At 46.4% G+C, this 13,739-nt stretch carries 17 protein-coding genes; 5 read left to right on the forward strand and 12 right to left on the reverse strand.

From position 1 onward, the window contains the following. Nucleotides 1–11: 11 nt before the first annotated feature. A complete protein-coding gene (locus tag ABJ081_11485) occupies nucleotides 12–767 on the reverse strand; it encodes a DnaJ domain-containing protein (protein MEP6357290.1) in 756 nt (251 codons plus the stop codon). Between the two features lie 5 nt (nucleotides 768–772). Beyond that, nucleotides 773–1,495 (reverse strand): VWA domain-containing protein, encoded by a 723-nt coding sequence (locus tag ABJ081_11490; protein ID MEP6357291.1) that lies wholly within the window; start codon nucleotides 1,493–1,495, stop codon nucleotides 773–775. A gap of 149 nt (nucleotides 1,496–1,644) precedes the next feature. On the opposite strand from ABJ081_11490, the gene panC reads away from it, so the two are divergent. Continuing rightward, entirely contained in the window at nucleotides 1,645–2,493 is an 849-nt protein-coding gene (panC, locus tag ABJ081_11495; GenBank protein MEP6357292.1) for a pantoate--beta-alanine ligase, read from the forward strand. A gap of 106 nt (nucleotides 2,494–2,599) precedes the next feature. On the opposite strand, the gene ABJ081_11500 is transcribed toward panC, so the two are convergent. The 3 genes from ABJ081_11500 to ABJ081_11510 are packed head-to-tail and all read right to left on the reverse strand — an operon-like array spanning nucleotide 2,600 to nucleotide 3,629. Further along, nucleotides 2,600–3,037, reverse strand: a complete 438-nt coding sequence (locus tag ABJ081_11500) for a DUF1489 family protein (GenBank protein ID MEP6357293.1) — start codon at nucleotides 3,035–3,037, stop codon at nucleotides 2,600–2,602. 38 nt (nucleotides 3,038–3,075) lie between these two features. Continuing rightward, nucleotides 3,076–3,477, reverse strand: coding sequence for a rhodanese-like domain-containing protein (locus tag ABJ081_11505; protein MEP6357294.1), 402 nt, complete (start codon nucleotides 3,475–3,477; stop codon nucleotides 3,076–3,078). An 8-nt stretch (nucleotides 3,478–3,485) separates the two neighbouring features. Continuing rightward, the gene (locus ABJ081_11510) at nucleotides 3,486–3,629 is read right to left on the reverse strand and encodes a hypothetical protein (protein ID MEP6357295.1); all 144 of its coding nucleotides are present in this window, start codon (nucleotides 3,627–3,629) and stop codon (nucleotides 3,486–3,488) included. 180 nt (nucleotides 3,630–3,809) lie between these two features. Here ABJ081_11510 and ABJ081_11515 point away from each other — a divergent pair, with 180 nt between their 5' ends. Next, nucleotides 3,810–4,523 carry a DUF599 family protein gene (locus tag ABJ081_11515; GenBank protein ID MEP6357296.1) on the forward strand — a complete coding sequence of 238 codons (714 nt, stop codon included), beginning with the start codon at nucleotides 3,810–3,812 and terminating at the stop codon, nucleotides 4,521–4,523. Continuing rightward, on the forward strand, nucleotides 4,520–4,789 hold the full coding sequence (locus ABJ081_11520; GenBank protein MEP6357297.1) for a DUF3253 domain-containing protein: 270 nt from the start codon (nucleotides 4,520–4,522) through the stop codon (nucleotides 4,787–4,789). Before ABJ081_11515 ends, ABJ081_11520 begins: the two co-directional genes overlap by 4 nt. A 76-nt stretch (nucleotides 4,790–4,865) precedes the next feature. Here the strand turns inward: ABJ081_11520 and ABJ081_11525 are convergent, their stop codons facing one another. The 3 genes from ABJ081_11525 to mgtE all read right to left on the reverse strand — a co-directional run bounded on the left by ABJ081_11525 (nucleotide 4,866) and on the right by mgtE (nucleotide 7,538). After that, entirely contained in the window at nucleotides 4,866–5,486 is a 621-nt protein-coding gene (locus tag ABJ081_11525; protein ID MEP6357298.1) for an ATP-dependent Clp protease proteolytic subunit, read from the reverse strand. 176 nt (nucleotides 5,487–5,662) lie between these two features. Then, nucleotides 5,663–6,091 (reverse strand): alternative ribosome rescue aminoacyl-tRNA hydrolase ArfB, encoded by a 429-nt coding sequence (arfB, locus tag ABJ081_11530; GenBank protein ID MEP6357299.1) that lies wholly within the window; start codon nucleotides 6,089–6,091, stop codon nucleotides 5,663–5,665. Nucleotides 6,092–6,125: 34 nt separating this feature from the next. Beyond that, nucleotides 6,126–7,538 (reverse strand): magnesium transporter, encoded by a 1,413-nt coding sequence (gene mgtE, locus ABJ081_11535; protein ID MEP6357300.1) that lies wholly within the window; start codon nucleotides 7,536–7,538, stop codon nucleotides 6,126–6,128. 161 nt (nucleotides 7,539–7,699) lie between these two features. Between mgtE and ABJ081_11540 the strand changes: the two genes are divergently transcribed. Next, entirely contained in the window at nucleotides 7,700–9,172 is a 1,473-nt protein-coding gene (locus tag ABJ081_11540) for a DEAD/DEAH box helicase (GenBank protein ID MEP6357301.1), read from the forward strand. A 207-nt stretch (nucleotides 9,173–9,379) separates the two neighbouring features. Next, nucleotides 9,380–10,429 (forward strand): diguanylate cyclase, encoded by a 1,050-nt coding sequence (locus ABJ081_11545; protein ID MEP6357302.1) that lies wholly within the window; start codon nucleotides 9,380–9,382, stop codon nucleotides 10,427–10,429. Between the two features lie 15 nt (nucleotides 10,430–10,444). On the opposite strand, the gene ABJ081_11550 is transcribed toward ABJ081_11545, so the two are convergent. From ABJ081_11550 to sufD, 4 genes are read right to left on the reverse strand one after another with little or no spacing between them, the layout of a single operon-like run. Beyond that, nucleotides 10,445–10,819: an iron-sulfur cluster assembly accessory protein gene (locus tag ABJ081_11550; protein MEP6357303.1), complete on the reverse strand. Its 375-nt coding sequence runs from the start codon at nucleotides 10,817–10,819 to the stop codon at nucleotides 10,445–10,447. Between the two features lie 23 nt (nucleotides 10,820–10,842). After that, nucleotides 10,843–11,247, reverse strand: coding sequence for an SUF system Fe-S cluster assembly protein (locus tag ABJ081_11555; protein MEP6357304.1), 405 nt, complete (start codon nucleotides 11,245–11,247; stop codon nucleotides 10,843–10,845). A 12-nt stretch (nucleotides 11,248–11,259) separates the two neighbouring features. Beyond that, nucleotides 11,260–12,483 (reverse strand): cysteine desulfurase, encoded by a 1,224-nt coding sequence (locus ABJ081_11560; protein ID MEP6357305.1) that lies wholly within the window; start codon nucleotides 12,481–12,483, stop codon nucleotides 11,260–11,262. After that, nucleotides 12,476–13,738 (reverse strand): Fe-S cluster assembly protein SufD, encoded by a 1,263-nt coding sequence (gene sufD, locus ABJ081_11565; protein ID MEP6357306.1) that lies wholly within the window; start codon nucleotides 13,736–13,738, stop codon nucleotides 12,476–12,478. The genes ABJ081_11560 and sufD overlap by 8 nt, the downstream gene beginning before the upstream one ends. Nucleotide 13,739: the final 1 nt, after the last annotated feature.

A 13,739-nucleotide genomic window follows, 5' to 3' on the forward strand; every position in this document is an offset into this window, starting at 1 on the left:
AGTAATTTGTATCAGGAATTAGAAGAATGATTTCTCAAAAGAATGTCTTTCGCCTCGTTGATTTTAGCGGCAAGAACAGTAGAGCCTCCTCGGTCGGGATGAAACTTAAGCATAAGGCGCCGATGGGCCGCTCTGATTTCGGCGACGTCAGCATCCCGCCCAAGCCCAAGGATCTCGTAGGCCTCCTCCTCGGTTATGGTGCCCGCGCTCGCCGTGCTTCCCTGCCCCGTACCACTGTCAACATGGAAGTCTTCACGCCAGCCGGGCAACACGCTGTCCAAATAAGTTTCAAGAAGACTTAAACTATCTCCATCGATAGACGTGTGGCCTGAAATTTCATTGTAAAGCGCTTTCAAATCGCTTTGTTCAAGGTCCGATAGTCGCGCGCCATCAAAGGCGCCTGCGCAAATAAGACCATCCATCTCGCCGGATGCATGGTCGAGTTCCATATCGAAAAAAGCTGTTTTAACATTAGACGCCTTTCCCTTCGCTCCTTGAGGGCCAGCGCCATTTGAACGAGCCGAACCGCCTCTGGATTTAAACGGCCTTTTGCTGCCAAAGAATACTGCTGCACCCGCAAGCAGAACCGGCAATGCAAACAAAGCAAAACGCAAGCTAAAAACGAGCGCAATCCCAACAGCAAAAAGCAATGCGCCAATAAGTTGGCGTAGTGTTTTTGCCAAAGAGCTAGGGTTTGCCCTCACAAAGAATTTCGCCGCGACATAAATGAGCACCATAATAAAAACGGCAAATAGAAATTGTGGCATATGCTTTATCGCCCCGACATCTGCGGCAGCAACAATCGTTCGCCGCTCTCTTCCAATGCTTTCAATCCACCAGTCGCATAAACCGCGACTGAACGCAGGAGTGAAGCCAATTCATCAGCGCTCGATTGATCAAACCGCGCATAAGCCCCTTTTGTAAGCCTTGCAAATTCACGAAAAGCGCGCTCCACCATCGCATTATTGCCTTCTTGAAAAACAAACATCGGCACCCCTAAAAGCCCCAGCTCACCAGCCTTGGAACAAAGATCATCAACATCCTCTTCCATCGCATCGCCAATGAACACAAGCGCATCAACGGCCTGCTGTTTATGCTCACGGCGCGCATTGGCAAATATTTTTTTAATCTGCGTGCGCCCACCCTGGCAACGGATACGGCCCATAAAATCACGCAACTTCGTGGCATCACTCACCCATTTAGACGATTTGCATTCACCAAAGCCCCGATAATAATTCAATTGAACTTCCAGATCACCGCTACTTCCCACGACATCAAACATTTCTGCCTGTAAATGGCACGCCATATCCCACATCGGCTGACGGCTTAATGTGGCATCAAGAGAAAAAATCAACCGACCCTTTGGCTCAGATTTAACACGCAGATGCGCAAGCGATTGAACACGCTCAACAAAGGCCGAAACATCACTGGACGGCGATGTCTTTGTACGCATGCCCCTATCTGACGTATTTTTGGTCTTATCGTCTTTTATCACTGCTAATGTCTCCCTCATAAGAATATGGGGCGTTTCATCCCTCATGACAAGCAAACACGCGCCCTAAACAAAGGTATGAGCATCAATGACGTGCTTGCAACAAATCATAAGCCATGGAATATGACACCATTCCACCATGATGAGGCACCATGACCGAAACACCAATCATCACCCAAACACCTGAAGAGATCCGCGCGCTCGTCTTGAAAGCGCACGCCAAGGGTGAACGCGTCGCTCTGGTTCCAACCATGGGCGCGCTTCATGAAGGCCACTTGTCTTTAATCGATTATGCTAAAACAAAGGCTGAACGGGTTTTTGCCTCCATTTTTGTCAATCCCACACAGTTTGGCGAAGGCGAGGACTTTGAAGATTATCCTCGCACGTGGGAAAGCGACATATCAGCCCTTGCCTCAAAGGGCGTTGAAGCCGTCTATGCCCCAACCGCCGGCATCATGTACCCAAATGGTTTTGCAACACAGATCAACGTTCAAGGCCCCGCCTTGGAGTTAGAAACCACATACCGCCCTCATTTCTTTGGCGGCGTTGCCATCGTGGTCGCTAAACTCCTGCTTGGCGTCTTGCCTGATATCGCGGTGTTTGGAGAAAAAGACTATCAGCAATTGCTGGTTATCAAACAAATGGTCCGTGACCTTCAAATTCCCTGCCAAATTGAAGGCGCCCCCACCTTACGAGAGCCGGATGGTTTGGCGATGTCATCACGCAATATCTATTTGAGTGAAACTGAGCGACCATTAGCCGCTGAATTACACAAAGCACTCCAAGACTGTGCCGCGCAAATACGCGAAGGCCACTCTTCTGATGAAGCCCTATCCAAAGCCATCGCAGCACTTACTGGTCACGGGTTTAAAGTTGATTATGTTGAATTACGTAACGCAGAAAATTTGAAGAAAATTACTGACATTGCCAGCGAACCGCTCAGGCTTTTAGCAGCAGCAAAGCTCGGCAAACCGCGCCTTATCGACAATATCGCCGTTTGAAAATGGCTTTGTGGAAGCCACCAGCCATCAACGCAAAATGCTAGATCCCAACAAGGCGTTATATTCGTTAAGCCAACTTCCGGCCAAGGATAGGCCAACTTTAGCTCTAAAGAAGACCAAGCTCAGCTAATTCTGAACGCATTTCAGGCGGCAAATCCCCCTCACCTTCAGCCAAATTACTCAAATCGCTCGGCGCATCTTCCGGCTTTAAATACCGCCATCCTTGAAACGGACGACGCGGACGCATTTGTGTTGCAATGATAAGAGGCTCCAGCACAATATCACAGCGGCTAATCCCGTCTTCGCCAACATTGGGCCGCAGATCAATGATGTGCTGACGGGCCTGCATCACGCCCTTAATCACCCAGTAAAGCGACCCGCCTTGCAATATCGCGTCACGTTGTTTGGGTGTTGCCCGTGTCGTATGAAATTGTTCAGGCACCCGCCCCATTAAACGAGCCTGATCAGCACGAAAATCAATCCATGCTTGCAGGCTTTCGACATTTTCTACGCCGACACATAATTTTTGAAGATGCATTACCATAAAACCTAGGATAGAGTGCCTAAGCGTGGACACCAAATCTAATCAGTTTTTTCCACAATCTGATTTCCGGCTTTCAACCAGCTCGTGAAACCACCCTCAAGATGGCCGCAATTGATAAGCCCCACATCCTGCGCCGCTTTTGTTGCTAAAGCCGAACGCCACGCGCTGGCACAATAAAAGATGAATGTTTTATCTTCAGCAAAAAGGGGTTTGTGGTACGGGCTTTCGGGATCTACCCAAAACTCAACCATACCGCGCGGCACATGAAGCGCACCATCAATCATGCCCTCACGCTTCAATTCGCGCACATCACGAATATCAACAAAGACAACATCTTCACGCCCGAGTAGATCGAGTGCTTCGCTTTGTGAGAATGTTTTGATTACCTTGTTTGCCTCAAGCACTAGCGCCTTTACTGACGTTCGCTCAGGCCCAATCATCGTATAGATTAATTGGTTTCAACAGAAACAAGGTTTTCTGGTTTTTGCTCAGCATGATTAAAAAATGAAATCACCGCAAAAACACCTAAAAATATAGCCACTGCCCAAGTAGTAACACCCCAACAAGACTTTTGAACTTCATGATCGTCCATATATCTCTTATTACCTATTACAAACCGATTAGAACTGCCCAGCGCGCTCTATTACGGTGCACCATGCTTAATAATATGTTAAAATTAGTGCAAGCATAATCACATCAAATTCACAAAAAAATTGCATTTTAATTCGAAAGTATTAGCAATACCGCATCGCTAACGAAAATAATGGCCCCAATGACTTTCTTCACTCAGCTCGATTTCATTGCAATCACATGGTTCGTGGTAAGTGTATCCGCCTATTCATGGTTTGCTGAGCATGGGCCACTGCAACACCGCTCACTAAGCGCCCATATGAATAAGCAACGTGAAGCATGGTTACGTGTGGCGCTGCAACGTGAATTACGTATCGTTGATACAACCATCGTAACAGGCCTTCAAAATGGTACAGCCTTTTTCGCCTCAGCGTCCCTGTTAGGTATCGGCGCCTGCTTCGGGTTACTGCGTTCAACCAATGAAATTTTCAGCATAATGGAAGACCTATCAATCTCACCTTCCGACACTAGAATAGAATGGGAAGTCAAGGTTTTTACCTTATTGTTGTTGTTTTCCTATGCGTTTTTCAAATTTGGTTGGTCACACCGGTTATGGAATTATACATCGATACTCGTAGGTGCTTTGCCGATGTTTAACGACCCCGATGAAGAAAAAGCGGAGGCAGCACTGCAAAGCGCTCTTGCCATGAACATCCTTGCGGGCAAACATTTCAATCGCGGCTTGAGAACATTTTTCCTATCAACGTGCATCATAGGATGGTTCATTGGCCCGGTCGTCTTTATGATTACGACAACATGGATCATTCTCGTTCTTATGCGTCGACAATTCTTCTCCGCATCGGCAAAAGCGGCTGAAATGAATCCGATTGCTAAAAAAGATTCCTCTGTGAAATGACCACCAATTCAAGCCTTATCGAGACAACAATCCGCGAACTTCTGGTCTCACGCGGTACAGGGAAAACCATATGTCCATCCGAGGTGGCCCGTGCCATTGCTGGCAAAGACGAGAAAAAATGGCGATTGCTCATGAAGCCTGTTCGCACTGTGGCTGTGAACCTTACTAAAAGCGGCACCTTGGTCATCACGCGTAAAGGCAAGCCCGTTGACCCTGATGATTTTAAGGGCATTTATCGCATCGCCTTGGCGCAACCATCGGATTAATGATCAGATAAAGCCATAAAAAAAGCCGGCAATTGCGCGCCGACTTTTTAAATAATTTCAAATCAGGTTTAAGCTTCTAAGAAACCTCATCCACCGATTTCACAATTTTACCCGCAAGACCATATTTGATCGCCTCCGCAGGCGACATCCAATAATCGCGATCCGTATCGTTCTCAATCTTCTTAAGTTTCTGGCCTGTAGCGGCTGCAAATATTTCATTCAAACGCAGACGCATTTTGATAATTTCACTTGCCTGAATTTCAATATCAGAAGCAGAACCACCCGCACCACCGCTTGGTTGATGCAGTAAAAAGCGTGTATTAGGCGTACAAAATCGGTTTTCTTTCGGTACAGCGACATAAATCAATGCACCAGCACTCGCCACCCAACCGGTTCCAACGATGTTCACCGTCGGTTTGATGAAGTTGATCATGTCATGGATCATATCTCCGGATTCAACATGGCCACCGGGAGATGATACAATCACAGTGATAGGATCATCAGACGCCTGTGCCAGCGCAAGAAGGCGGGCTGATGTGTCGCGCGCAAGATCTTGAGTAATCTGTCCCGTAATAAGAACAGTGCGACTATCAAAAAGGTGTTTATCGACGCCCGGCGACGTCTCTTTTTTATCATCTTTATCACTATCATCATCGAGATGGGCCGGTTTTACGGTCGAAGTCGCAAAGTGCGTCATGCAATGTCTCTCATATGTTCAAAATTGAATGTGTTATCAGAATCGAATGTGAAAACTCATATAACCAGATAACCTTGTTATTATATAAATACTAGATCACGACCTCATAATCATAAGATTTTCAAGCGATGCGGTTAATTTGTTATCTAACAAAGCATGACAGAAGCTTTATACCCTCAATCAAAGTCTACTTTTCTTCCTCGTCCTTTTTTCAACAAACCGCGCTTAGTTTTAGAATCCACGCGACGCTTTTGTGAATTTCGCGTTGGTTTTGTCGCGATTCTGCGCTTTGGCACATGCGATGCTTTAAGAATAATCTCTTTCAATCGCTCCCGTGCATCTTGTCGGTTTAATTCTTGTGTACGGTGACGCTCAGCATTGATCACCAAGACACCATTTTTGGTCAACCGACTGTCTCCACTGGCGAGCATTTTATACTTCACGCGATCTGGTAAATTGGTGGACTGACGCACATTAAACCGCAATTGAACGGCACTCGACACCTTATTAACATTCTGCCCACCTGGCCCACTTGAACGGATGAAGTTTTCTTCAAGCTCATCGAGCGCGAGTGAGATTTTATCTGATATGAAAAATCTGGCCATGTTTCACGTCTTGCTTATTTTAAGATCTTTGGTTTTATAAAAGACCGAACCACCACGCTGCCAATGCCAAAAACGCAAAGAAGCCAACCACATCGGTTACTGTTGTTACAAAAGCCGATGATGCGATAGCTGGGTCTATACCTACTTTATCAAATCCAATGGGTATAAGTATGCCGGCAAGTGCTGCAAAAATCATATTGATAATCATAGCTACAGCAATAACACCGCCCAATGGGTAATTACCAAACCAAACAATGGTGACTGCGGCAATAATAATAGCAAAAACAGCGCCATTGATCAGACCAACCATCAATTCACGCAGGATAATGCGTCGCACATTAAAATTATCGATCTCGTTGCCAGCAAGCGCGCGCACAGCAACTGTCATTGTTTGAGTACCAGCATTACCGCCCATCGACGCAACAATCGGCATTAAGATAGCCAAGGCCACCATCTGTTCAATCGTTGCATCAAAAAGATTGATAACAAGGGACGCAAACACAGCTGTAATAAGATTAACCCCAAGCCATGTAAAACGGCTTCGAAAAGCTGTAAAAACCTTATCCGACAGAGTTTCATCACCAATACCCGCCAACCGCTTGATGTCTTCGTCGGCTTCTTCGTGGATCACATCAACGATATCATCAATCGTCAAGACGCCCACCAACCGCTCACTGTCATCAACAACTGCTGCCGACAAAAGGTCATAGCGCTCGAACAAACGCGAAGCCTCTTCTTGGTCTTTTATCGCGTGAATAGATACCGGGCAGTCAGCCATAATATCTTGAATAAGAATACTGCGCTGAGTGCGCAAAATTCGGTCAAGCCCTACAGTTCCCACCAATCGATAAGCTGGATCAACTACAAATATTTCATAGAAATAATCAGGTAAATCCTGAGATACCCGCATATAATCAATCGTTTGGCCTACTGTCCAAAACGGCGGCACAGCAATGAAATCTGTCTGCATACGACGACCAGCAGAATCGTCTGGATAATCCAGTGCCTTAGCAATAACAGCACGCTCAATGGACGGGATTTGTGCAAGTACCTCACTCTGTTCAGCAGCATCCATATCCTCAAGGATATAAACCGCATCATCACTATCAATAGAACACACACCCTGAGCCACTTGCTCTGATGTCATCCCATCCAAGATTTCACGTCGATCACCCTCATCGAGTTCAGTCAGCGTGGTAAAATCAAAATCGGCACCAAGCTGGTCGATAATCTGGAGGCGGCGCGGGTTTGGTAATGCTTCTAGGAGATCAGCAAGATCGGCTTCATGTAACGATCGTGTTTCCAATATAGCAGATGCAATATCACCTTCATCCACTGCCTGCGCAATGCGCAACACATAGGACGTAGAAAGCGACCCATCTTCATCACGCGGTGCAAAGACAACCGGATGCTTTATTTGGCTCTGAATATTTACATCATCGGTCAATTACGCACACCATTCTCACCCGCCATGTTTCACATCCACTTCATTGTGTCCGTTCAATAACCTTATTTGTCAACCATTCCAAGGGTTTTGGAGTGATCTATGATTGACTTTAACTCAAATATCCATATGGTCGCGCCAAGTTAACTTTCACTAAAATCGTATTGGATAAAACACTGTCTTCTGACAATGAAACCACATTTGCCGAACTCGGCCTTAGCTCCAAAATTCTCTCCGCAGTAGAAGAGGCTGGCTACACGACGCCAACGCCTATTCAAGCAGGGTCCATACCTTCAGCTTTAGAGCGTCGTGATATTCTCGGCATCGCCCAAACTGGAACCGGCAAAACAGCCTCTTTTGTGCTACCAATGCTTACCCTACTCGAAAAAGGCCGTGCACGGGCGCGTATGCCGCGCACACTCATCCTCACACCGACGCGCGAACTCGCAGCGCAAATTGAGGAAAATTTTATCAAATACGGCAAGAACACCAAGCTCACAGTCGCGCTTTTAATTGGTGGTGTTTCCTTCGAAGAACAGTTGCGCAAGCTTGACCGTGGTGCGGATGTTCTCATCGCCACACCGGGTCGCCTCCTCGACCATTTCGAGCGTGGCAAATTGCTTTTAACCGGTGTCGAAATCTTTGTGATTGATGAAGCAGACCGTATGTTGGATATGGGATTCATTCCTGACATGGAACGCATTTCATCGCTCATCCCCTTCACACGTCAAACGTTATTCTTCTCGGCCACTATGCCAAAAGAAATTCAAGGCTTGGCTGATAAGTTCCTAAGCAATCCTGTTCGTGTTGAGGTCGCCCGTGCCGCAACGACAGCCAAAACTGTGACCCAGCGGCTTGTTGCTGCTACAGGCGAACCTTGGGACAAACGCGCAAAACTGCGTGAACTTATCAACGGCGCTAAAGATCTTAAAAATGCAATCATCTTCTGCAATCGCAAAAAAGATGTCTCCGAACTTTTCCGCTCACTAGACAAGCATGGCTTTCAGGCTGGTGCATTGCATGGCGATATGGATCAATTTGCAAGAACCACCATTTTGGAGAATTTCCGCGCCGGTAAACTTCCCATTCTCGTGGCAAGTGATGTCGCCGCCCGCGGTCTCGATATTCCAGATGTAAGCCACGTCTTCAATTTCGACGTCCCCTTTAATGCCGAAGATTATGTCCACCGCATTGGCCGAACAGGGCGTGCAGGACGTTTAGGGACTGCCTATACACTGGTTTCCCAAGATGACGAGCGCAATGTAAGCGACATTGTTTCACTCATTAAGCAAGACATCGAATGGCTGGGCGATGCTGTTGATTTTGAAGCCGAACGTGAGAAGCGCCCACGCAAACGCGGTGGTGGTCGAGGCCGCAATGCTTCCACAAGTAAATCGCAAAATAGCAAAACGCCTGCAAAGACAGATGCAGCTAAAAATGAAGACGCGCCCAAAAAACCAAGTGCAAAACGCAAACCTAACGTTGAAGAATCTAAACCAAGAAAAGAAGCTTCAGCAAAGCGTGCTAACAATCCAAAAGAACCAAACCAAGGCAAAGCAGAAAAGCCAATTATCGGTTTAGGTGATCATGTTCCTGATTTTTTAATGCGCCCGATCAAAGGCCGCAAAAGCGCATAAGCGTCGCTGACACTATACAGGCGAATTCTCGTATTTATTGATCATATTTTTGCTCAAGAACATGGCAGACAAACATAATTACTATAAAAATATTTTTTTATAATCACTACAACATAGTAATCACACTCAAGTTATTCCAAATTAACATCTAATTAACAGCAATTATCTAATATCTAACGCATTAGTGGCGTTTGGGTATTCTTGAAAATGAGTGATAATAGCGAATTTGACCTTACGATTGATCGAGCGGAAGAAACCTTAAATCGGATACGTGACAACCAGATTCCCGCGCATCCGAAAACTTACGAGGTTATTTATACGCATTTAAGTGGTGCGAATAAAGAGCTATCTGCAGCAATTGAAGAGATGAACGAGAAATATGGTCGTGTCTCTCCTGGCCAAATACTTCATCTACACGAGACATATATTGCCAATAATAGTTTGGGCGACAAAGTCGATGACATCGGCGAACAGATAACCCATGAGGCATCATTCCTCGAAAGTACTATCAATAAATCCCATGGCCTAAGTCAAGGATTCGGCGAAACGTTAAGCCAGGCCGCGAGTGACCTTGAAATTGATCTTGATCAGGAAACTTTGCAAAAACTGATTAAACGGGTTTCTATGGAAACATTAACCGTCAAGAACCAAAATCAAAAATTGTTAGAACAACTGAATACTGCTCAAATCGGCATCAAGAAACTGCATAAGAGCTTAGCTGAAGTACGCGAAGAATCATTGATGGATCAGCTAACAATGATAGGAAATCGCCGTCATTTTGATCGCTCTCTGGCATCCAGTGTCAAAAAATACCAGATGTCCATAGAACCTCTTTGCCTTGTCATAGCAGACATTGATCATTTTAAATCATTTAATGACAAATGGGGCCATCAAACAGGTGACCAAGTCTTAAAACTCGTTGCTATGGCAATCAAAGGCAATGTGAAAGTCATAGATGTTCCTTGCCGGTATGGTGGGGAAGAATTTGCAATGATCCTTCCAAACACAACCCTTGAACAGGGTAGAACGGTTGCAAACCGCATACGTATGGCCGTTGCCAAACGCGATGTGGTTAAACGTTCAACGAGCGAAAATCTTGGAAAAATCACAATTTCAGCTGGTGTCGCACTTTTGCGGCCTGGAGACACGCCAGAAAGTTTGATTAACCGCGCTGATCGCAGCCTATACAATGCTAAAGACGCAGGGCGCAATCAGGTCATAACTGAGAATGACACTGCTGCAAACAAAGTAGCCTAATCAAAAAATAGACTTTTATTGACCGCCTAATGTCATACCTTCTGGCAAGGTGGCTGCTTTCAGCTCAACCGATTCACCACAGCCGCAGGCAGATGTTTGGTTTGGATTATTGAAAACAAATCCTGTGCGGAATTTTGTCACTTCATAATCCACTTCGGTGCCAAGCAAGAACAAAATTGCCTTGGAATCGATATAAACCTTGCCTTCATCGAAGGTAACGACATCATCGCCCTGCTCGCCGCCTTTTGTCAGATCGACAGTGTATTCCATACCGGCACAGCCGCCGTTCTTAACACCAATGCGAATACCATCAGCGTCTTCAGCGTTTTCCATGATTTCAGCAATGCGCGTGCGTGCGGCATCTGTTGCCGTGACGAGTTCTATACCCATTCCGCCAAACATTTTGCTTACTCCTAATACCAGCCAAGCGCGACTTGCGCCTCTTCGGACATGCGGCTCATGTCCCATGGTGGATCGAATACCATATTGACGTTAACAATCCCGACACCATCGACAGAAGCCACCGCATTTTCTACCCAAATAGGCATTTCGCCAGCCACAGGACAACCCGGCGCTGTCAATGTCATATCAACTTCCACATTGCGGTCATCAGAAATATCTACCTTGTAGATCAAGCCAAGCTCATAAACATCCACTGGAATTTCAGGGTCATAAACCGTTTTTAACGATGCAATGATATCTGTTGTCAGTCGCTCCAGCTCTTCTTGTGGGATCGTAGATTTAGCCAGCTCATCGTTTGAGGCAAGCTCTACACGCGGGCTTGTTGTTTCATCTGATTTTACTGCATCGTCCATCATAAAACTCCAGTTTTACGCAAAAAAGTCGATCGCCTTATTCAAGGCACCCACAAGGGCATCCACCTCATCGCGGGTATTATACATACCAAAAGATGCCCTACATGTGGAGGTTACACCATATCTTTGCAATAGCGGCTGCGCACAATGTGTTCCTGCTCTCACCGCAATACCGGCACGATCAATCACCATGGAGACGTCATGTGCATGAATACCTTCAAGCTCAAATGAGGCAATCGCGCCTTTTCCTTTGGCCTTACCAAAGATCTTAACACCTTCAATTGCGGATAACTGCTCCATAGCATAATCGCCAATATCGGCCTCATGAGCGGCAATTTGAGCGCGTCCAATGCCATCCATATAGTCAAGCGCCGCGCCAAGCCCTATCGCCTGTGCAATCGGCGGTGTGCCAGCCTCAAAGCGATGCGGCGGATCATTATATGTAACACCATCAAGCATCACGTCTTTAATCATCTCACCCCCGCCCATATAAGGCGGCATTTCTTTCAACAGATCCATCTTGCCGTATAAAACGCCAATACCCGACGGGCCATAAAGCTTATGGCCTGTGACACAATAAAAATCCGCATCAAGGTCCTGCACATCCACCGGCATGTGAACCGCGCCCTGTGAGCCATCTACCATCACTGGCACGCCCTTAGAGTGAGCAAAGGCGCAAACTTCTTTAATCGGCACCACAGTGCCCAGCACATTCGACATCTGGGTGATGGCAACAATCTTTGTGCGCTCAGAAAAAAGCGCCTTGAATTCATCCATCAAGAAATTGCCATCTTCATCAATCGGCGCCCATTTGATGACAGCGCCCTTGTGCTCACGCAGATAATGCCACGGCACAATATTGGAATGATGCTCCATGATAGAGAGGATGATTTCATCGCCCTCGCCTATGTTCGCACCACCATAAGAATGGGCAACAAGATTTAAGGCCTCGGTTGAAGAGCGCGTAAAAATAATTTCATCAATACTTGGCGCATTGAGAAAACGGCGCACTTTCTCGCGTGCCGCTTCATAGGCATCTGTCGTTGCATTTGATAGATAATGCAGGCCGCGGTGAACATTAGAATATTCATTGGAATAAACATTATTCACCGCATCAATCACAGCCTTCGGCTTTTGCGATGAAGCACCATTATCAAGATAAATCAGTGGCTTGCCATAGACTTCCCGTGAGAGAATGGGAAAATCTGCGCGAATAGCATTCACATCATAATCAGCCATTTGTATCTAACCAGCCATCGATCACACTGACAAAAGCAGCTTCCAGCGGTTCATTATTGAGGTCTTCAACGATTTCATCAACAAAGCCTTTGATCAGAAGCGCCCGCGCCTCTTTCTCAGGGATGCCACGTGACATCAGATAGAAAAGATAGCTTGGCTCAAGATCGGTAAAGGTCGCACCATGGCCGCACAAAACATCATCCGCAAAAATTTCAAGCTCAGGCTTGGTAGAAAAATCGCCATCATCTGACAAAAGCAATGTGTTACATGCCATTTTCGCGTCGGTCTTCTGGGCAATCTGCGCCACCGCAATACGGCCTTGAAAAACGCCTTTACCCTTGCCAGTCACAACATTACGGATAATCTCTTCTGACGTTGTATTTGGCACATTGTGACGAAGGTCCATCGTCACATCGATGTGCTGACTGTCACCAATGAGGTTCACACCGCGAAGTTGGAAGTCCGAATTTTCACCCGCAACATCCACATTCACTTCTTGTCGTGTCAATTTACCGCCTGCATTCAAAACAAACAGCATCAAGTTAGCATCGGTGCCAAGCGTGATGTTAATTTGACCAAGATGCGTTGCCGCCGCGCCCATTTGCTGCACAATCACATAGGTAGCATTGGCATTGTCGCCGACAACCAAATTGGTCACAGCTGAATTTTGATAAGCCTCATTGCCTTTTTGGAGATAACGCTCAACCACGGTAGCTTTAGCACCAGCACCAAATTCAATCGACTGCTGATTGACCGCCAGAGCCGACGTATCACCAGCTACATGAGCAAGCCCAATCGGCTTATCAATTGTGGCACCGGCATCAACAACAACATTGACACAATCGCCCGCGAAAGCCTGTGTCATCAAGCCAATGGTATTATCTTTACGGACTTCAGCCTCAAGCGCGTTTTCATTGACAGTGATTGAAACACCATCAGGCGTCTTTTCGCATAAATCAGCATAAGCATGACCGTCAAAAATCGGAAGACGAATTGTATCAACAATAGCATCATAAGCAGCCGCATCTTTGGCAGCTTTGGCGTCATCAAGTCTTGCTGCAAGAGCTGGCACGTCTTTGAGCAAAGCACGCAAATCTGTGTAATGCCACGCCTCAACACGGCGGCTTGGCAAACCATGCTCTTTTAATGCTACAATCGCCGTCTCTGACGTGCTGCTCTTGCCATCAAAAGACTCATAAGCATCAAAAAGCGCTTCTTCAGCAGCTGTGCGTTTAATTGTTGGAAAAACATTCAAC

This window comes from Hyphomicrobiales bacterium, assembly GCA_039989895.1.
GTDB lineage: Bacteria > Pseudomonadota > Alphaproteobacteria > Rhizobiales > JACESI01 > JACESI01.

Coding starts and splice junctions, on each gene's coding strand:
- ABJ081_11485 (MEP6357290.1), bottom strand. CDS start 767: ATGCCACAATTTCTATTTGCCGTTTTTATTATGGTGCTCATTTATGTC.
- panC (MEP6357292.1), top strand. CDS start 1,645: ATGACCGAAACACCAATCATCACCCAAACACCTGAAGAGATCCGCGCG.
- ABJ081_11500 (MEP6357293.1), bottom strand. CDS start 3,037: ATGGTAATGCATCTTCAAAAATTATGTGTCGGCGTAGAAAATGTCGAA.
- ABJ081_11505 (MEP6357294.1), bottom strand. CDS start 3,477: ATGATTGGGCCTGAGCGAACGTCAGTAAAGGCGCTAGTGCTTGAGGCA.
- ABJ081_11510 (MEP6357295.1), bottom strand. CDS start 3,629: ATGGACGATCATGAAGTTCAAAAGTCTTGTTGGGGTGTTACTACTTGG.
- ABJ081_11515 (MEP6357296.1), top strand. CDS start 3,810: ATGACTTTCTTCACTCAGCTCGATTTCATTGCAATCACATGGTTCGTG.
- ABJ081_11520 (MEP6357297.1), top strand. CDS start 4,520: ATGACCACCAATTCAAGCCTTATCGAGACAACAATCCGCGAACTTCTG.
- ABJ081_11525 (MEP6357298.1), bottom strand. CDS start 5,486: ATGACGCACTTTGCGACTTCGACCGTAAAACCGGCCCATCTCGATGAT.
- arfB (MEP6357299.1), bottom strand. CDS start 6,091: ATGGCCAGATTTTTCATATCAGATAAAATCTCACTCGCGCTCGATGAG.
- ABJ081_11545 (MEP6357302.1), top strand. CDS start 9,380: ATGAGTGATAATAGCGAATTTGACCTTACGATTGATCGAGCGGAAGAA.
- ABJ081_11550 (MEP6357303.1), bottom strand. CDS start 10,819: ATGGGTATAGAACTCGTCACGGCAACAGATGCCGCACGCACGCGCATT.
- ABJ081_11555 (MEP6357304.1), bottom strand. CDS start 11,247: ATGATGGACGATGCAGTAAAATCAGATGAAACAACAAGCCCGCGTGTA.
- ABJ081_11560 (MEP6357305.1), bottom strand. CDS start 12,483: ATGGCTGATTATGATGTGAATGCTATTCGCGCAGATTTTCCCATTCTC.